This is a genomic window from Variovorax sp. WDL1, assembly GCF_001541225.1.
Classification (GTDB): domain Bacteria; phylum Pseudomonadota; class Gammaproteobacteria; order Burkholderiales; family Burkholderiaceae_C; genus Variovorax.
Genome location: NZ_LMTS01000243.1, coordinates 3,434 through 21,495 on the forward strand (window position 1 = coordinate 3,434; position 18,062 = coordinate 21,495).

General features: G+C 69.1%; 18 protein-coding genes and 1 pseudogene. 10 read left to right on the forward strand and 9 right to left on the reverse strand.

The window, feature by feature from the left end; genetic code table 11:
• Window positions 1–629: phospholipase D-like domain-containing protein (locus tag APY03_RS44800; protein WP_232324470.1), on the forward strand; the 629-nt coding region annotated here is incomplete at its 5' end.
• A gap of 8 nt (window positions 630–637) precedes the next feature.
• Here APY03_RS44800 and APY03_RS30105 read toward each other — a convergent pair.
• Window positions 638–2,065: an aminotransferase-like domain-containing protein gene (locus tag APY03_RS30105; RefSeq protein ID WP_068682858.1), complete on the reverse strand. Its 1,428-nt coding sequence runs from the start codon at window positions 2,063–2,065 to the stop codon at window positions 638–640.
• A gap of 102 nt (window positions 2,066–2,167) precedes the next feature.
• On the opposite strand from APY03_RS30105, the gene APY03_RS30110 reads away from it, so the two are divergent.
• From APY03_RS30110 to APY03_RS30140, 7 genes are all read left to right on the forward strand, one after another.
• Window positions 2,168–2,767, forward strand: coding sequence for a LysE family translocator (locus APY03_RS30110; RefSeq protein ID WP_068682859.1), 600 nt, complete (start codon window positions 2,168–2,170; stop codon window positions 2,765–2,767).
• Window positions 2,764–3,705: a DMT family transporter gene (locus APY03_RS30115; RefSeq protein ID WP_068682861.1), complete on the forward strand. Its 942-nt coding sequence runs from the start codon at window positions 2,764–2,766 to the stop codon at window positions 3,703–3,705. The genes APY03_RS30110 and APY03_RS30115 overlap by 4 nt, the downstream gene beginning before the upstream one ends.
• On the forward strand, window positions 3,702–4,916 hold the full coding sequence (locus tag APY03_RS30120; RefSeq protein ID WP_068682863.1) for an aminotransferase-like domain-containing protein: 1,215 nt from the start codon (window positions 3,702–3,704) through the stop codon (window positions 4,914–4,916). Before APY03_RS30115 ends, APY03_RS30120 begins: the two co-directional genes overlap by 4 nt.
• Before the next feature lie 167 nt (window positions 4,917–5,083).
• The gene (locus tag APY03_RS30125) at window positions 5,084–5,725 is read left to right on the forward strand and encodes a glutathione S-transferase family protein (protein ID WP_068682865.1); all 642 of its coding nucleotides are present in this window, start codon (window positions 5,084–5,086) and stop codon (window positions 5,723–5,725) included.
• Between the two features lie 5 nt (window positions 5,726–5,730).
• Window positions 5,731–6,642 (forward strand): PhzF family phenazine biosynthesis protein, encoded by a 912-nt coding sequence (locus APY03_RS30130; RefSeq protein ID WP_174262766.1) that lies wholly within the window; start codon window positions 5,731–5,733, stop codon window positions 6,640–6,642.
• A gap of 8 nt (window positions 6,643–6,650) precedes the next feature.
• Window positions 6,651–7,337, forward strand: a complete 687-nt coding sequence (locus tag APY03_RS30135; RefSeq protein WP_068682869.1) for a VOC family protein — start codon at window positions 6,651–6,653, stop codon at window positions 7,335–7,337.
• A gap of 25 nt (window positions 7,338–7,362) precedes the next feature.
• Window positions 7,363–8,355 carry a threonine dehydratase gene (locus APY03_RS30140; protein WP_068682870.1) on the forward strand — a complete coding sequence of 331 codons (993 nt, stop codon included), beginning with the start codon at window positions 7,363–7,365 and terminating at the stop codon, window positions 8,353–8,355.
• Window positions 8,356–8,373: 18 nt separating this feature from the next.
• Here the strand turns inward: APY03_RS30140 and APY03_RS30145 are convergent, their stop codons facing one another.
• The 3 genes from APY03_RS30145 to APY03_RS30155 all read right to left on the reverse strand — a co-directional run bounded on the left by APY03_RS30145 (window position 8,374) and on the right by APY03_RS30155 (window position 14,319).
• Window positions 8,374–9,246, reverse strand: a complete 873-nt coding sequence (locus APY03_RS30145) for a JmjC domain-containing protein (protein WP_232081163.1) — start codon at window positions 9,244–9,246, stop codon at window positions 8,374–8,376.
• A 371-nt stretch (window positions 9,247–9,617) separates the two neighbouring features.
• Complete coding sequence (locus APY03_RS30150; protein WP_174262767.1) at window positions 9,618–10,262, reverse strand: dioxygenase family protein; 645 nt, start codon at window positions 10,260–10,262, stop codon at window positions 9,618–9,620.
• Window positions 10,263–10,320: 58 nt separating this feature from the next.
• Window positions 10,321–14,319, reverse strand: coding sequence for an autotransporter outer membrane beta-barrel domain-containing protein (locus APY03_RS30155; protein ID WP_083944656.1), 3,999 nt, complete (start codon window positions 14,317–14,319; stop codon window positions 10,321–10,323).
• A 220-nt stretch (window positions 14,320–14,539) separates the two neighbouring features.
• Here APY03_RS30155 and APY03_RS30160 point away from each other — a divergent pair, with 220 nt between their 5' ends.
• Window positions 14,540–15,214 carry a histidine phosphatase family protein gene (locus tag APY03_RS30160; protein WP_068682875.1) on the forward strand — a complete coding sequence of 225 codons (675 nt, stop codon included), beginning with the start codon at window positions 14,540–14,542 and terminating at the stop codon, window positions 15,212–15,214.
• Here the strand turns inward: APY03_RS30160 and cutA are convergent.
• Genes cutA through APY03_RS30175 form a run of 3 tightly spaced genes read right to left on the reverse strand, consistent with a single transcriptional unit; the run spans window position 15,205 to window position 16,157 of the window.
• Window positions 15,205–15,537, reverse strand: coding sequence for a divalent-cation tolerance protein CutA (gene cutA / locus APY03_RS30165; RefSeq protein ID WP_068682877.1), 333 nt, complete (start codon window positions 15,535–15,537; stop codon window positions 15,205–15,207). The genes APY03_RS30160 and cutA overlap by 10 nt on opposite strands.
• A gap of 16 nt (window positions 15,538–15,553) precedes the next feature.
• Window positions 15,554–15,886 carry a hypothetical protein gene (locus APY03_RS30170; RefSeq protein WP_068682879.1) on the reverse strand — a complete coding sequence of 111 codons (333 nt, stop codon included), beginning with the start codon at window positions 15,884–15,886 and terminating at the stop codon, window positions 15,554–15,556.
• 25 nt (window positions 15,887–15,911) lie between these two features.
• Window positions 15,912–16,157, reverse strand: coding sequence for a GlsB/YeaQ/YmgE family stress response membrane protein (locus APY03_RS30175; RefSeq protein WP_068682880.1), 246 nt, complete (start codon window positions 16,155–16,157; stop codon window positions 15,912–15,914).
• Between the two features lie 130 nt (window positions 16,158–16,287).
• Between APY03_RS30175 and APY03_RS30180 the strand changes: the two genes are divergently transcribed.
• A complete protein-coding gene (locus APY03_RS30180) occupies window positions 16,288–16,917 on the forward strand; it encodes a YbhB/YbcL family Raf kinase inhibitor-like protein (RefSeq protein WP_068682882.1) in 630 nt (209 codons plus the stop codon).
• Window positions 16,918–16,928: 11 nt separating this feature from the next.
• Here APY03_RS30180 and APY03_RS30185 read toward each other — a convergent pair whose 3' ends face one another.
• Both APY03_RS30185 and APY03_RS44805 read right to left on the reverse strand, forming a co-directional pair.
• Entirely contained in the window at window positions 16,929–17,747 is an 819-nt protein-coding gene (locus tag APY03_RS30185; protein ID WP_068682884.1) for a creatininase family protein, read from the reverse strand.
• 72 nt (window positions 17,748–17,819) lie between these two features.
• Window positions 17,820–18,062, reverse strand: a pseudogene (locus tag APY03_RS44805) (sorbosone dehydrogenase family protein); the annotation flags it as partial.

Here is an 18,062-nt window from a genome sequence, read left to right on the forward strand (position 1 = left end):
TGGTCGAAGGACTTCTGCACATGATCGGCCAAGCGCAGCGCGACCTCCTCATCATCTCGCCCTACTTCGTGCCCGGCCAGGACATGAAACAGGCGTTCGCCTCGGCGCTCGCGCGTGGCGTCAAGATCCGCGTGCTGACCAATTCGCTCGCCTCCAACGACGCGCCCGTGGCCCACGTCGGCTACGCGCGGCATCGCGAAGACCTGCTGGCGATGGGCGTCGGCCTGTACGAACTACGCAGCGAACAGGCGGGACTGGGCAGCGCCTTCGGTTCCGCCGGAGGGAGCACGCCGGGCGAGTCGCGTTCGATGCTGCATTCCAAGGTGCTGGTGATGGACGGCCGACTGCTGGTGGTCGGATCGATGAACCTCGATCTGCGCTCGCAACTGCAGAACACCGAGATCGCTCTGCTCATTCGCAGCGACGAGCTCTGCCAAGTCGCCGCACGACAGATCGAGATCGCCATGAACAAAGGGGCCTGGCGGGTCGAGCAGAGGGACGGCCGCCTGGTATGGCGAGCGCCGCAGGACAGCGGCCTCAAGGACAGCACGACAGAGCCGGACGCGAGTGCCGGACTACGCTTGCTCCTCAGGCTTTTCGGCCCCTTCGCCCCTGACAGACTGCTCTGAACGCCTCCTCAAAGCTGCGCGCGGACGCGGGCGAACACCTTCCAGAACGTGGCGTCCTGTGCCGTCGCGAAGTTGATGCGCATCAAGGTGCTCGGCGGCCGCCGCGCATGAAACAGCGACCCCGGCGCCAGCAGGTAACCTTCATCGAGCATGCGCTGGGTCAGCGCGTCGGTGTCCACGCCGGTGTCTACCCAGCCGAACAGCCCCGCCGGCTCGGCAGCCAGTGCACAGCCGGCCGCCAGCGCCAACTTCACGGTGCGCCCGCGCGCGCCATCAAGGCGCAGGCGCACGCGCTCGGCATGGCGGCGCAACTGGCCTTGATCGATGCACCAGGCGAGCGCCCGCTCGAACAATGATGGGGTGGTGAGCGTGGCCAGCAGCTTGGTTTCCAGCATGCGGCCGACAAGCTGTGGCGAAGCCGCCAGGAAACCGATGCGCCAGTTGGGCGCGAGAATCTTCGCGAAGCCGCTCACGTAGACGGTGCGCTGCAGCCCGTCGAGCGCGCACAGGCGGGTGGCGTGCTCCGGCGCCAGGTGGCTGTAGGTGTCGTCCTCGACGATGTGGAACCCATGCTGGTTGGCCAGCTGAAGCACCCGGTGCGCGCTACCCGGCGTCAGGCTGTAGCCCGTCGGGTTGTGCAGCACGCTCACGCTGACGAAAAGCTTGGGCTTGTGGCCGTCGCCCGCATTGCAGTAGCGCTCCATCACCTCGAGATCGGGCCCGTCGGCCTTTCGCGGCACTGGCAGGATGCGCATGCCCAACGCCTCGAGCCGCGCGAACTCCAGCGCCCAACCCGGCTCCTCGACCATCACCGGATCGCCGGGCCGCAGCAGCGTTCGGCTCACGATATCGAGGGCATGCGTCGCGCCGACCGTGGTCACGATCTGCTCAACGCCGGCGGGCACGTTGATGCTCGCAAGCTTGGTCGCGAGGCTGCGCCGCAGGCCGGTATCGCCTGCGGGCTCGCCGTATTGCAATGAAAAGTCCTGCAGCGCCCGTGTGCTGGTCACGCGCCGCACGGCGGCGGCAGTGAAGGGGGAATCCAGCCACTCGGAGGGGAATACGCCCATCCCCGGCTGTGGCTTGTCGCTGGGGCGGTGAAACATGCCTCGGATCAGCGTGCTGGCGTCTGCGGGCACCGGCTGCGAGACGGCCGGTTCGGCCAGCGGGCCGGGGGTCGACGGCGCTGATCCGGCCTGGGCGGCGATCGAATCCCGCACATAAAAGCCCCGCTGACGGCGGGCTTCGACGAGGCCCTGCGCGAGCAACTGGTCATAGGCTGCGACCACCGTGTGCGGGCTCACGCCCTGTTGCCGCGCGCATTCGCGCACCGAGGGCAGCCGCGCCCCCGGCGCCAGCAGGCGCGTGCGGATGCGCTCGGCGAAGCGGCTGGCCAATTGTTCCGTCAACGACTGGGTGGAGGTTCGTGTCAGCATGCAGGTGCCTGCTCTGTGTCGATGACTGGACCGATACAGGGTCGACTCATGTTCGAAAATCTGTACTGGAACTGTAATGGTCAGCAGTTTAGAGTGTGTGCCATGAACTGGCAAGAATTCACCGCCCTGCTGGTGCTGGCCACGGCGATGAGCTTTTCGCCCGGACCCAATACCACGCTCTCGACGGCGCTGGCAGCCAACGGCGGCCTGCGGCGAGCCATGCGCTTCGTGGTCGCCGTGCCCGTGGGCTGGGGCCTGTTGCTGGGCTTGTGCGCGGCCGGCATCGGCGCGCTGGTGGTGGCTGCGCCCTCCTTGCGCTGGGCAATCAAGGCGCTGGGCATCGCCTACCTGCTGTGGCTCGCCTGGAAGCTCAGCGGCAGCACCACGATGGGTCAGGCCGACGGCAAGCAGCTGCGGGTCGGCTTCTGGCAGGGCGTGATGCTGCAGTTCGTCAACATCAAGGCCTGGCTCCTGGCGCTGACGCTGGTGGCAACATGGATCGCGGGGCAACCCGACGCGCTGCGGCGCTTCGCCATCGTGGCGCCGGTCATGCTGGTCTACGCCTTCACCAGCAACTTCGCCTACGCGCTCGCCGGCTCGCTGCTGCGCAACTGGCTGGCGCACGGGCGACGCCTGCTGTGGTTCAACCGCGCCATGGCCGCCGTGCTGGTACTCACCGCGTGGTGGATGGCCCGCGTATGAAGGTCAAGGACGAAACCCTCGGCATGTGGCTGGGCGTGCTCGGCGTTGCCTTCTTTGCAGTCACGTTGCCGATGACGCGGCTGGCCACGGGCACGCAAGAGGCGCCGCAGCTCTCGCCCTGGTTCCTGACACTGGGCCGGGCGGCGCTTGCGGGTCTGCTGTCGGTGATCTTCCTGCTCGCGACCCGCTCGCCACTGCCGCAACGCCACCAATGGAAGCCGCTCGGCATGGCCATGCTGGGCAACGCGATCGGCTTCCCGCTGCTGCTCGCCTACGCATTGCGCATCGTCAGCGCCAGTCATGCTGCGGTGGTGACCGCCCTGCTGCCGCTGGTGACGGCGGCCTGCGCGGCCTGGGTGCTGCACCAGCGCGCTCGCCTCGGCTTCTGGCTCTGCGCGCTGGCGGGCAGCGCGCTGGTAATCGCGTTCTCGATGCTGCGCGCCGGCGAGCAGCAGTTCGGCTTCGCCTGGGCCGACCTGCTGCTCGTGGGCGCCGTCTTCGCCGCCTCGCTGGGCTACATCTACGGCGCCCAGATCACTCCGGCGCTGGGTGCCGAGCGCGTGATCTGCTGGGTCTGCGTTATGGCGCTGCCGGTCACGCTGCCGGGAGCGCTGTGGCTTTGGCCCCAGCAGCCTATCGCGATCTCGTCCTGGCTGGGCTTCGTCTACGTCGGCGTCTTCTCGATGTGGGTGGGCTTCTTCGCCTGGTATCGCGGCCTCGCCATGGGCGGTGCGCTGCGTGTGAGCCAGGCCCAGCTGCTGCAGCCCTTCCTCTCGATCCTCGCCGCCGTGCCGCTGCTGGGCGAGCCGATCGATCTCGTTACGCTCGGCTTCGCGGCGGCGGTGGTCGCCACCGTAGTCGCCGGCAAGAAGCTCTCGCAGGCGCGCCCGGGCGCCGCATCATCACAACAACTTGCACATCCGAAGGAAACGACATGAACTGGAAACTCGCCGCCCGCGCAGAAAAGATGAACCCCTCGGTGATCCGCGAGATCCTCAAGGTCACCGAGCGTCCCGGCATCATCAGCTTGGCGGGCGGCCTGCCCTCGCCCAAGACCTTCCCGATCAGCGCCTTCGCCGAAGCCTGCGCCGAGGTGCTGCACAAGGACGGCCAGGCCGCGCTGCAATACGCGGCCAGCGAGGGCTATGGTCCGCTGCGCGAAGCGGTTGCGGCGATGCTGCCCTGGCCGGTCGACCCGGCCCAGGTGCTGATCACCACCGGCTCGCAGCAAGGCCTCGACCTGATCGCCAAGATACTGCTCGACCCCGGCAGCCGCGTGCTGGTGGAGACGCCCACCTACCTTGGCGCGCTGCAAGCCTTCTCGCCGATGGAGCCCGAGGCCGTCAGCGTCGCCAGCGACGACGAGGGTGTGCGGGTCGACGACTTGAAGGCCAAGGCCAAGGACGCCCGCTTCGTCTACCTGCTGCCGAATTTCCAGAATCCCACCGGCCGCACGATGACCGAGTCACGCCGCGCCGCAGTCTCCGCCGCCGCGGCGGAGGCCGGCCTGCCGATCGTCGAGGACAACCCCTATGGCGACCTCTGGTTCGACGAAGCACCGCCGCTGCCGCTCACGGCACGCAATCCCGAAGGCTGCATCTATCTCGGGTCCTTTTCGAAAGTGCTGGCGCCGGGTCTGCGGCTGGGCTTCCTGGTCGCCCCGAAGGCCATCTTTCCCAAGCTGCTGCAAGCCAAGCAGGCGGCCGATCTGCACAGTCCCACCTTCAACCAGCGCGTGGTCGCGGAGGTGATGAAGGAAGGCTTCCTCGATCGCCACGTGCCCACCATCCGAGCGCTCTACAAGCGCCAACGCGATGCGATGCTCGCCGCACTCGAGCGCGAGATGCAAGGCCTGGGCGTGGCCTTCAACAAGCCGGCCGGCGGCATGTTCCTCTGGCTGCGCTTGCCAGAGGGCATGGACGCGGTGGCGCTGCTGCCCAAGGCGGTGGAGCGCGGCGTGGCCTTCGTGCCGGGGATGCCCTTCTACGCCGGCGCCGGCGATGCGCGCACGCTGCGCCTGTCCTTCGTGACCGCCAGCGTCGAGGAGATCGACACGGCGATTACCGCGCTGGCCGATGCGGTGCGCGAGCAGCTGGCGCACCAGGCCGCGGCCGAAGTCCAGCGCCAACTGGCGGGCATCGCCGCTTAGCGCCTCGTGTTCAATACTACGCTGGGCACCTGCAGCGGGATGATCGGCCGCTGGCTGCAGCGTCGGCGCGGCGCCGTCGGCTCCCGGCGCTGCACTGTCGCCACGGTGATGATCGGCCTCGCACTTCGTCTTTTGCTCGTCGACCGCCCTTCGAAGGGATTCTGAACATGCTCAACATCTGGGGGCGCATCAGCTCCATCAACGTGCGCAAGGTGGTGTGGTGCGCGCAGGAACTCGGCCTCGATTTCCAGCGCACCGAAGCTGGCGGCAAGTTCGGCATCGTGCAGACGCCGGAGTACCTTGCGCTCAACCCGAATGCATTGGTGCCGGCCATCGACGACGGCGAGGGGGAGGCGCGCGTCACGCTTTGGGAATCGAACGTGATCGTGCGCTACCTCTGCGCCAAGCATTCGCCGGGCAAGCTCTACCCTGAGCCGCTGGCCGCGCGCTTCGACGCCGAGCGCTGGATGGACTGGCAGCAGACCACACTCAATCCGGTCAGCGCCGGCGCATTCAGGCAATGGATCCGAACGCCCGCGGACCAGCGCGACCCGGCCGTGATCGCCCATTCGGTGCGCGCCACCGAGCCGCTGTTCGCGCTGCTCGACGCGCATCTCGCCACTCGCCCCTTCATGCTCGGCGAGCACTTCACGATGGCCGACATCCCTGTCGGCTGTGAAGCGCATCGCTGGTTCGGCCTGCCGCAGACCGAATACACGCGGCCCAGCTGGCCGCATGTCGAGCGCTGGTTTGCCGACCTGCGCACCCGGGCCGGCGCGCGCGGCGTGCTCGACCTCACCCTGGAATGAACGCCATGCAAACCCGCCCCTTCAAGCAAGTCGACGTCTTTACGGCGAAGCCCTACGCCGGCAACCCGCTCGCGGTGGTGCTCGACGGCACCGGCCTTGACGATGCGGCAATGCAGAACTTCGCCCGCTGGACGAACCTGTCGGAAACCACCTTCCTGCTGCCGCCCACCGAGCCTGCGGCCGACTACCGCGTGCGCATCTTCACCCCAGGCGGCGAATTGCCCTTTGCCGGCCATCCGACGCTCGGCAGCTGCCACGCCTGGCTGGAGGCCGGCGGCCGGCCCAAGACCAGCGGGCGCATCGTGCAGCAATGTGCCAAGGGCCTGGTGCCCATCCGGCACGAGGGCGAGCGCCTCGTCTTTGCGGCGCCGCCCTCGCAGCGCAGCGCGCCCAGCCCCTCGCTGCTGGCAAGGGTGGCGGGCGCGCTAGGCCTGCGGGCGCAGCAGATCGTGGCCGCGCAGTTGCTGGACAACGGCCCGGTATGGCTCGGCCTGCTGCTTGCCGATGCCGACACCGTGCTCGCGCTCAAGCCAGACCATCGCGCGCTCAAGGAGCTCGGCCAGAAGGTCGGCGTGGCCGGCATGCCCGCACGGGACGTAGGACCGGCTACCGCTCTGATCGCGCGCTCCAACCGCGAGGCGCGCGCCTTCGCGCAATCCGAAGCGGAAGACATCGGCCTCGAGGTGCGGGCCTTCGCCGCGCCGATCGGCATCGAGGAAGACCCGGTGACCGGCAGCTTCAACGCCAGTCTCGCGCAATGGCTGATCGCCGAAGGCCACCTGCCCGAGCGCTACCTCGCGGCACAAGGCCAGTGCCTGGGTCGATCCGGGCGCGTCCACGTGACGCGCGATGCCGACGGCCAGGTCTGGGTCGGCGGCGATTCGGTCACCTGCATCGACGGCAAGCTCACACTCTAGGAATCCGCATGCCGGCGCGCATCGACCACCTCGTGATCGCAGCTCGCAGCCTCGACGAGGGCGTCGGCTGGTGCGAAGCCACCTTCGGCGTCGCGCCCGGCCCGGGCGGCACGCACCCGCTGATGGGCACGCACAACCGGCTGCTGAAGATCGCGACTGCTGAATTTCCGCGCAGCTACCTCGAGATCATTGCAATCGACCCCGCGCAAAAGCCCGCGCGGCCCGCGGCGTTCCACCGCTGGTTCGACCTGGATGACCCGGCACTCCACGCCGCGCTCGCGCGCGAGGGGCCGCTGCTGGTGCACTTCGTCGTCGAGGTGCCTGATGCCGACGCCACCCTCCAGGCGCTAGCGCGCCACCGCATCGATCGCGGCAGCCTGCTCGAAGCCTCGCGCGACACGCCGGCCGGCCGCCTCGACTGGCGCATCACGGTACGGGACGACGGCCAGCGGCTCTTCTACGGCGCGCTGCCGACGCTGATCGCCTGGGGTGCGGCGCATCCCAGCGACAGCATGGCCGACTCCGGCGTCCGCCTGCGCTCGCTGGCACTGTCGCACCCGCGTGCTGGCGACCTGGAACGTGCGCTCGGAGCCATCGGCCTTGCCGGCGTTCCGGTGAGCACCGGCGCTCCCCATCTGCGTGCGGTGTTCGACTCGCCGCGCGGCATCGTCACGCTTGACTCCAAGGGGACCTGATGAACGTGCCGGAGCACCGCTGACCATGCGTTTCACACGCGAGGAGATCGAGGCCGCTCGCCGCACCGTCTACACGGCCATGCCGCCGACGCCGCAATACGCCTGGCCGCTGCTGGCGCAGCGCCTGGGCTGCACAGTGTGGGCCAAGCACGAGAACCACACGCCGACCGGCGCCTTCAAGCTGCGCGGCGGGCTCACCTACTTCGAGACACTGGCGCGCGAACAGCCCGCCGTGCGCCATGTGATCAGCGCCACGCGCGGCAACCATGGCCAGTCGGTCGGCTTCGCGGCGCGGCGCCATGGCTTGGCCGCAACCATCGTCGTGCCGCACGGCAACTCCGTCGAGAAGAACGCCGCGATGCGCGCGCTGGGCGTCACGCTCATCGAGCATGGCGACGAGTTCCAGGCCGCCAACGAGCACGCCGGGCAGCTGGCCGAGACCCTGGGCCTGCACCGCGTGCCCTCCTTCCACCCTGATCTGGTGCGCGGCGTGGCCAGCGCCTACGTCGAGTTCTTCGAGACGCTGGCCGCGACGCCGGACGGTCCGCCCGAGGTGCTGTTCGTGCCGATCGGGCTGGGCTCGGGCTTCGCGGCCGCGGCGGCGGCGCGTGCGCACTGCGGGGTGTCGACGCGGCTGGTCGGCGTGGTGTCGGCGCACGCGACCGCCTACCTCGACTCCTTCCGCGCAGGCCGCGCGCTCGAGTCGCCGGTCAGCACGCGGCTGGCCGACGGCATGGCCTGCCGCACGCCAGTGCCCGAGGCGCTGGAGGTGCTGCGGAGCGAGGCCGATGACGTGGTCGCGGTGAGCGACGCGGAAGTGGCCGAAGCAATGCGCGTGCTCTTCACCGACACGCACAACGCGGCGGAGGGCGCCGGCGCCGCCGCGCTGGCGGCGCTGCTGCAACAATCGGCGCGCTGGCGCGGCAAGCGCGTCGGCATCGCGCTGACGGGCGGCAATGTCGATGCGGCCGTGTTCGCCGAGGTGCTGTCATCCGGGCAGGTCCGGCAGCAATCCTGAGCGACCCCGTTCGACCCGCTAGAAAGAACCCGGTGGCGCCGTGGCGGCGAGCTTGACGCGGCGCAAGGGAGCGATCGCGCGCGAGAGCGAGGCACGGGCCATGCCGACCATTCCGCCGATGGGTGCCTTGAGCGCGTCCGCGGTAGGCGATTCGCCGGGGAATGCCGGCGACATCCCCGCCTTGCGCAAGAGCCTGTTGACCTGATGGACGCGCGCCATCCTGCGCGTCACCGACGTGTAGAAGGTCACGCCGATCGAGATCGACACACCGTCTCCCGGCTGTGTCCAGCTGCGGTCGGAACTCGTCATGTGCGGCGAGGTGCTGGGGAAGTAGACCGCATCTCCCGGTTGGGTCTCGAACTGGTGGCTGCGGGCGCGGAACTCTTCCTTGAAGCGGACCTTCCTCAACGAATGTCGGACGATGAAATCCTCGACTGCGTCGGCCGCCACCACGACCCGATCCGTGTGGTCCCAGACATTCATGGTCTTGCGACCGTGCAATTGCAGCCAGATGTTGTTCTCGCGATCGATGTGGAATGGCGTCACGGAAGGCGGCGCCGAGATGAATGCGAAGCCATTGATATTGAAGATGCCGGGCTGCTCGCGCTCGATATGGGGACGCATCGTCTCGACGATGCTGGCGAGCAGGGCCGCGTAGCGCGGAATGACCTCGATGTTGTATAGGGCGACCCACGAGCCCGCTTCCTCGATGCGCCCGAACACCTCGTCGATGCTGCGGCCATCGGGATGCTGGCTGTCGTGCGTGAAGCTGGAAGCCTGCGAGATGCCTGGCCTGATGAACCGGCACTGTTCGAAAGGCACGAGTTCCTTCGCCAGATTGGCGAGTTCGGCGAGCTGAAAAAGGGGATGCTTGTGAAAGTTGTGATGCAAGGCCGTGATCTTGTGTGTCGAAAAGCTCCCGGGGGCGTCCGCCCACACCCGATACGCTTGCCCGGCACCAGTCATCTGGTCTTGCGTGTTCACGACCCCTGTGCGCCCCTCGTCAGGGCGGCAGACCTCCGCCTGCCGTGGCGACGGATGCAACGTTGAGTGCGGCGCACTCCGAACACGGAACGCGCTGGTCGTGAACTTGTTCATTCGGAACCCCGTTCTTCGCCGCGCAAGCTGCTCTGCCACGAGCAAGCTGCCGTAGCGCGTTGTGATCAAGGACTCGCCAAAACGAGTTAAATAGTATTACATACCCCTTGAGCTGTCACGGGTTACTTCGCCGTCGATGACGGCCGCGCGGAGGTGCTTTCGCCTCAGGAGGCGATCACGATCGGAAAGCGCGCCTGCCAGCCGTCCGAGGTCCGCTCGAAGGGCACGGTCACGGCCTCGCGCGCAGGCTCCGGCAGGTTGCGCCACAGGAAGTCGCGCGCGTTGCCCGGATCGCCGGCCACGTAGAGCTGTGTGGTCAGCAGTTCACGTCCGCCCAGTTTGACCTTCACGTGGATGTGGGGCGTACGGCCGCTGTACGCCACCGGCCGGATGGTGCGGAAGCGCCAGCGGCCCTCGGCATCGACGGCCACGCGGCCGAACCCCTGGAAGGCGGCGTCGGCACGATCGCCGTCGCCCGGATGGTGGTAGTGGCCGCCCTGGTCGCACTGCCAGATCTCGACCTGGGCGCCGCGCAGCGGGCGCCCGTCGAGGTCGGTCACGCTGCCCTCGACCGAGGCCGGCTGGCCGCTGGGGTAGCTCAGCGCGCCATTGCGCAGCAGGTCGTTGTCGGCATCGGCCGGCAGCTTGACTGGGTAGAAGGGTCCTTCGGTCTGCGAAGGCGTGGCGAAGCGCCTGGGCTGCGGCTGCGCGCGGGCGCCGAGCCAGAGCACCGGCACGGCGACGAAGGCAGCGGCCACCGCGCGGCGGGGAAGAAGACCGGGGGTGTGGGACGAGGTCGGCGCAGCCATGGCCGGTGGGAGCGGCCGGCCGCGCGCGAGTTCCTGCCCGCGCCGAGATCTTTTCCTGCTACCAGCGCACGCGCACGCCCACCGCACCCTGGACCGAGGACTTCACCCGGGTATCGCCACCGGTGCTGAAGACCTTGCCGAGCTCGCCGTAGAGGCTCACGGTCCTGCTCAGCGTCAGCGTCGCGCCCGTGGCGAGCTCGACGGAGGTGTAGCGGCTCGAGCTGGCAATGGGCGTGGAGAAGCCGCCGTTGATGAACCGCGCCGTGTCGCCCCCGTCGTTGGCGTGGATGACCCCGATGCGGCCATAGGGCTGCAGCCGGCCCGCCGAAGTGGCGAAGTCGCCCTTCACGCGCACGCCCAGGCCTGCCGTCCAGCCGCTGGCATCGTCCTGTTGCACCAGCGCGCCGGAGATCGCCAGGTCGTCGAGCTTGGCCCGGCGGTAGCTGAGCTGCGCCTGGGGCTCGAGGGTCCAGTTGCCGCCGAGCGCGAAGGCCTGGCCGACCTCGACGGAGGCGGTGAGGCTGTTCCCCTTGCCGGACGCGGCGAACCCGCCGAGCGGACGGATCGTGTAGCGCTGCGAGCCGTACTGCAGCACCGAGTCGACATAGAAGCCAGTGGCATTGGCATAGCTGGCGTAGGCGCCAAGATAGCGCGCGCGCAGGTCTGTGCTGCCGACGGCGCGGTAGAGGCCGCTGGCGAAGCCGCTCAGGTCGGCATTGCCGTCAAGCGTGCCGACATAGACGCCGGCGCGCCAGTCGCCCAGCTGCGAGACGTAGAGATCGGTCCCTGCCTGCACACCGCTGACATGGCCCTGCGTCGAGGGATTGACGACGCCCGACTGGCGAATGTCCAGGTCGCTGTAGACCGCGCGGGCCCAGGCGCGGCGCTCGGTCGAGAGCGCGCCGGCGACCGGCGTCAGGCTGGCCATCGCGCGGCCGCTGGCGTCGTCGTCGCCCATGCGGCTGCGCAGGCTGCCGATCATCCCCAGGTCGGCGCCGCGCAGTTGCGACGGCAGGGCAGACAGCATCGAGGCCTCGGCGCGGTAGGCCGTCACTGCGACGGGTGCCGGCGCGGGCGCGGGTGGCGCGGGTGGCGCTGGTGCAGGCGCCGGTTCTGGTGCGGGTGCCGGTGCAGGCGGTGCAGGCGGTGCCGGTGGCGCAGGCGGAGCCGGGGGCGCGGGAGGAGCGGGCGGCGCAGGAGGCGGCGGCGGAGGCGGTGGCGGAGGCGGCGGAGGCGGAATCACCTGGGAACGCAGGTACCAGTTCTCGCCGGCGCCGACTGCATCGGCAGCGTACAGCCGGTACTCGAAAGCGCCCGCGTCCACGTGGCCAGCGCCTCCGAGCGCAAAAGCGCTCTTGGTGGTCTGCGCCGTGGTGGTGGCCCCGTTCAGTGCCGTGATCACTTCGATGCCGTTGCCCGCAGTCTGGCCGCCCAGTCCGCCGAGGTTGGTGATCTGCAGGGTGGTGCTGCCGCTGGCGACCGCCGTGGGCCCATCGAGCACCAGGCGGTCGGAGGGCCCGCTCGCGCCGAGCACCGTGCCCAGGCGCAGCGTGCCGTTGTTGCCCACATAGGGGCCGTTGACCGTGAGCGTGCTGCCCGCCGCGGCGCCGGCCAGCGAGACGGTGCCGCTGTTGTTGAGCGAGGCCATGCTCTGGCTGAGGCCCGCCAGGTCGAGGGTGGCGCCCGCGGCCACGCTGTGCGCCGACGCAGCGCTCAAGGTGCCGGCGGCGCCCGCGCGCAACGTGCCGGCGGCGACGGTGGTGCTTCCGGTGTAGGTGTTGGCGCCCGACAGCGTCAGCGTGCCGGCGCCTGCCTTGACCAGCGAGCCGGGATTGACCGGCGCGACCACGCCATTCGACATGGCGCCGGTGAACGTGCCCGCGCCGACCGTGAGTTCCGAGCCGTTCAGGCCCACGGTGCCATTGCCGTTCAATTGCGCGACCGTTTGGACGGCGTTGACCAGCTCCAGGCCCGACACCTGCGAGGGTACGGTGCTGCCGGTGGAGTTGATGGTCAGGTTCGCGGTCGGGGCGAAGCGGCCGCTGCCCTCCGCCACCACCGCGCCGCCGGGATTGACCACCAGGTCACCGGGAACGTTGCCCGTGGCAGTCAATGCCAGCTGGGCGTTGCCCTGGACGGTGGTGGTCCCGGTGTAGTTGTTGGGCGTCGTGAAACTGAACCCGCCCCATGGCGCCGTGGCATCCAGGGTGATGCCGTGGCTGCCGCCGATCCCGCCATCGAAGCTGACGATGCCGGCGGTGCTGGTTTGCGTCAGCGTGGCATCGGCCGCCAGCGTGACCGGCCCGGCCAAGGCGAGAGTTCCACTGGTCGCGAGGTTGACGTTGCCCCCGATCGCGACCGCGTTGCTCATCGACAGCGGGCTGCTCGTGATGAAGGTGCCGGCGTTGAGGGTGACCGGCCCGGTGCCGAGCACCCCGGCGCTGCCGATGCTCAGCCCCCCCGCATTCAGGATCGTGCCGCCGCTGTAGTCGTTGGCCCCTGTGACGGTGGTGGTGCCGGCGCCGGCCTGCGTCAGCGTACCTTTGCCGGTGATCGCATTGCCCAGGGTGTAGTTGTCCGAGCGGTTGACGATCAGCGACGCATTGTTGGTGATCGCGCCCACCACGCTGCCGCTCGCTGTTCCGTTGCCCAACTGGAGCGCACCGCCGCTGATGGTGGTGCCGCCGGTGTAGGTGTTGTCGCCGGTCAGGGCCAGCGTGCCGGCGCCGACCTTCACCACCGTACCGGTGCCAAGCAGGACCGAATTGACGTAGTTCGAGCCGTTCTTGTCCTGAACGCCCGGGCCGGTGCCCGCAATCACCCCGCTGATGATGTCGTTCTTGCCGAGCGCGCCCACTTCCAGCGTGGCGTCGCCGAGCACGACATTGCCCGATCCCGACAACGACCCGATCGCCGCGTTGGTGCCGGGCGTCATCCCGTTGATGTAGATCTGGCCCGTGCGGCCGTTGAGGGTGTCGTTCTCGTTGACCACCGTGGCGCCAGCCAGCGTCGCCGTGTTCGAAAGCTGGACCACGCCACCGTTGTTGTTGATGGTCGCGCTGCCGCCGGTGCTGGTCTCCTGGAAGATCACTCGCCCACCGGTGCTGTTGATGGTGGCGGACTCCGCGCTGGCCCCGCCGGCACCGAAGAGCACGTACGTGCCCGGGGCGCCCAGGTTGACGGTGGACGTCCCGGCGCCGGCCCCGAACTGGAACTGCATGCCGCTGTTGCTGCCGTTGACGTCGGTGTTCGCGGCGGTGACGTTGATGGTCAGCGCTCCGGCGTTCGCGCCGGCGCCGTTGAAGCGAAGCTCGGCATTCTCGAGGATGGTGACCGGGCCGCTGCTGAAGGCGCCCGCCGTGGTGGTCCAGACGTTCAGGCGCCCTGCCGTGCCGTTCCCCTGCAGCACGGTGCCGCCGGTGTAGTTGTTGGCGGGGTTGTCGATGGTCAGGCGCCGGTCCTCGTTGCCCAGCGCGTTCGTGCCGGTATTGCGCAGCGTCAGCACCCCGGCACCCGTGATCGGGCCGGTCAGCAGGCCGCCCTGGGTGCCGGCGACATCGACCGTGCCCCCCGCCACGCCCAGCGTTACCGCGCGACCGCTGGCGAAGTTGTCGGAGCCCAGGCGCAGCGTGCCGCCATCGAGCACGATGCCGCTTCCGGCCGACCCCAGGTTGGAGTCCGCACTCACCTGCAATGCGCCTGCATTGATGCTCGTGGAGCCCTGGTAGGTGTTGACGGCGTCCAGCACGATGGTGCCGGGACCCGTCTTGATGATGCCGTTGGTGCCGCTGATGACACCGCTCTGCGTTGCCGTGCCCGAGCCCAGGCTGTTGAGGCTCACGTCGGACGGCGTGGTGTGGATGGGGCCCGGAAGGTTGGCGCCATCGTTGTAGTCGACAGTCTGGGCGGCAGCCGTTGCCGCCATCACGCTCAGGCTCGCCGCCACGAGCGCGGTCGCCAGGCCGCCAGAGCGCTTGCCGCGAGCCGCCGTGAGCTCCGACACCGCGACCCATGCTCCGAGCGCGTGGTTCCACACGCTCCGATATGTCTTGTTCATGTTCTGTGCTGTCCTCTCCCGGTGGATGAAGCGGCATTGCGGCGTAGGAGAGCCATCGCAATGTCTACGAAAGTTTGCATTCTTACACAATGAACACTTACTACTTCATTCGCTTACAAAGATCGTTGCTTATTTCACGCAAAAGGGCTCGGCGGTGCCTGGAAGCCACAGGTCACGGCCGCGACCGTCCGGCCGGACCCCGCGCGGCAGAATCCCGCCCATGGGACAGCTCTATCTCGTTCGTCACGGCCAAGCCAGCTTCGGCGCGGAGAATTACGACCAGCTCAGCGACCTCGGTCGCCGGCAGTCGCGGCGACTCGGCGAATATTGGCGCGAGCGCGGAGTGCAGTTCGACGCCGTCATCACCGGGACGCTGAACCGCCATCGCCAGACCTGGGAGGGAATTGCCGAAGGGCTCGGCCTTTCGCGCGATGACGTGCTGCCCTGGCCCGGGCTCAACGAGTACGACGCCGAGGCCGTCATCGCGACCATCCATCCCGAGAAGTTGCAGCGCCCGGACACGCCGGAGCTGTACCGCCACCACTTCCGGCTGCTGCGCGAGGGACTGGGTGCGTGGATGCAGGGCCGCACCACGCCCGCAGGCATGCCGAGCTACATCGACTTCCTGGCCGGCGTGACCACCGCGCTCGACCATGTGCGCGACAGGCACCATCGCGCGCGCGTCCTGGTGGTCTCCAGCGGCGGGCCGATCAGCACCGCGGTGGGCCACGTGCTGGGCACCAGCCCCGAGATCACGATCGAGCTCAACCTGCGCATCCGGAACACGGCCGTCACCGAGTTCGCCTTCACGCCCAAGCGCCACATGCTGGTGACCTACAACACGCTGCCGCACCTCGACGGCCCGGCCTACGAAGACTGGGTGACCTACGCCTGATCGAGGCCGGTGCTGCCGGCGGCCAGCCACTGCAGGTAATCGGGCGAGCCGGCCGTCATCGGCACCTGCACGATCTCCGGCGTCTCGTAGCTGTGGCGCTCGCGAATGAAGGCTTCGAGCGCCGGATAGCGGGCGGCCAGCGTCTTGATCAGCAGCACCCATTCGGGCTCGCGGTGCAGCGTCTCCTCCCAGATGTAGAAGCTGCGCACGCGCTGCACCTGGACGCAGGCGGCGAGCCGGGCCTCCACGATGGCGGCGGCCAGCGCCTCGGCCTCGTCCTCGGTGCTGGCGGCGGTCATCACGATGCAGGCTGGGTTGTCCATGAGTGTCTCCGAAGGTTCAGGCCTGCCACACGCCGTAACCGGCTTCGCGCAGCGCAATGCCGAGCTCGACTTCCATCTCGCGCGCTGCCTCGTAGGGCATCGGGTTGTAGACCGCGTAGAGCGCCGGCAGCAGCCTGAGGCCATAGTCACGCACGAAGGCGTTCGCCTGGATGCCGGCCTTGTGCTTGTCGAAGCGTACGTCGGGATCCAGCCCCGTCATGCCCACGTAGACGAAGGGCTGGCCGAGCCGGTAGTCGGGATTGGCGCGCCGGAAGCGGGCGATGTTCCAGACCCGGTCGTCGAGCTCGACGACGTAGACATGGTGATGCGCCCTGGATCGACGGCCCATTGCCGCCCCCCGCTGTCCCGTTTTCTCACTTGCGCTTGAGAAGGCCCCAGATGAAGAGCAGCACGATCGCACCGACCACCGAGGCGATGAAGCCCGCTCCCTCCCCCGCCCGGTACCAGCCCATGGCCTGGCCAAGGTAAGTCGCGATCAGCGAGCCGGCGATGCCGATCAAGGTGGTCACGATGAAGCCGGCAGAGTCGTCGCCCGGTTTGATGGCGCGCGCCACCAGGCCAGCGACAAAGCCGATCAGAATGGTCCAGACGATGCTCATACGCTTCCTTGTTGTGGAGGAGAAGGGAGGCTCTGCCGCCGGGCAGCGGAGCCCGATTCATGATAGCGGAGCACCGTGCCGCTCTCGTGTCCTACACGGCCCCGCCAAGCCGGGCGCTATACCAGCGGGCATGCTCGAAAAGCTTCCTGATGCCATCGGCCAGGCCTTGCACGGCGTGCGTGCCGGCCTCGACGAGATCGCCTTCAACACCATCGGCTTGCGCCAGGGCATGGCCTCGATCCAGCTGGCCAGCCTGGCCTTCGCCGACCATGCGCCGCTGCCGCCGCGCTACACCGCCGATGGCGAAGGCCTGTCGCCGCCGCTGCAATGGACCGGGGTGCCGGCCGGCTCGGCATCGCTGGTGCTGATGGCGGAGGATGCCGACTCGCCCACGCCCCATCCGCTGGTCCATGCCATTGCGGTCGGCCTGCCCGCGGAAGACGGCAGCCTGCCGGAGGCCGCCTTCCCCAGTGCCGACAACGCCGGCACCGGCCTGCATGTCGGGCGCAATTCATATCTCCAGGCCGCCTGGCTGCCACCCGACCCGCCGCCCGGACACGGGGTGCACCGCTACGCCTTCCAGCTGTTCGCGCTGCACAGCACGCCCGACTTCTCGGCCACGCCCGGCCGGGAAGAGGTGCTGGAGCAGCTGCGCGCCCACGCCATCGCCAGCGGCTTGCTGATCGGCACCTGCGAGCGGCCCGACGGCACGATCAAGATCGAGGAGACCGCGCCCGGCGGGCCGGCGGTGGCCGGCTGAGGCCGTTCACGTCAGGGCAGCGGCCCGGTGTGCACGGTCGCGAGCGGCAGGCGCGAGACCTCGGCCAGCAGCGCGGCGAGCTGCCGCGCCGCCGCCTCGACGACGGCCCGGCCCTTTTGCGCGCTGGCGGCAGCCGCATTGCCCGCCGCGCCCTCGGGGTTGTAGTCCTCCATGGCCCAGCCCAACCTGGCGCTCTTGCCGTCGCCGAGCAGCGGGTAGTCGACCGACCGCTGGCGCGAACTCGAGCCGAAATCGCGCGCGGCCTGCATGTCCACCTGCGCCGGCGCCAGCGCCAGCATCATCGAGGTCTCGATCTCGCCCCCGTGCACGCCGAAACGATGCTCCTGGGCGCTGAACTGCGCCCCCGCCTCGCCCAGCGGCAGGTTGAACCAGCTCACGCTGTAGACGATCAGCCCGTGCGCCGCGCGCAGCTCGCGCGCCGCGATTTCCATTGCGCCGGTGTGCCCGCCATGGGCATTGAAGAAGACCAGCTTGCGCAGGCCCGAGCGCGCCACGCCGGCGCCGATCTCGCGCCAGAGCCGGATCAGGGTCTCGGCCGATAGGGTCAGCGTGCCCGGGAAGCTGGCGTGCTCGGGGCTCAGGCCGATCGCCTGGGTGGGCAGGAAGAGCACCGGCAGCCCGGCCGGCAGCAGCGGCAATGCCTCGGCGACGATGCCGTCGACCAGCGTCGAATCCACACCCAGCGGCAAGTGCGGGCCATGCTGCTCGGTGGCGCCCAGCGGCAGCACGGCAACTGTCGCGGCTGGGTCGAGTACGGCGAAGTCACGGGTCGTGAGCTGGGACCAGAAGCGGCTGCGAGGAAGGGTCATGCGGCGATCTTAGGCCCGGCGGCCGGGCCGCGAACCCGGGATGCTGTCGGCATGGCTACCTACAAGAGGCCGCTATCGGGCGCGCGCCACGCGCCAGACGGTGTTGCCCACGTCGTCGGCCACCAGCAGCGCGCCGCCCTTGTCCAGTGCGACACCGACCGGCCGGCCCTGGGCCTTCTCCTCCGCGTTCAGGAAACCTGTCAGGAAATCCACCGGCGGCCCGCTCGGCCGCCCACCGGCGAAGGGCACGAACACCACCTTGTAGCCCGAGAGCGGCTTGCGGTTCCACGAGCCGTGCTCGCCGATGAACACGCC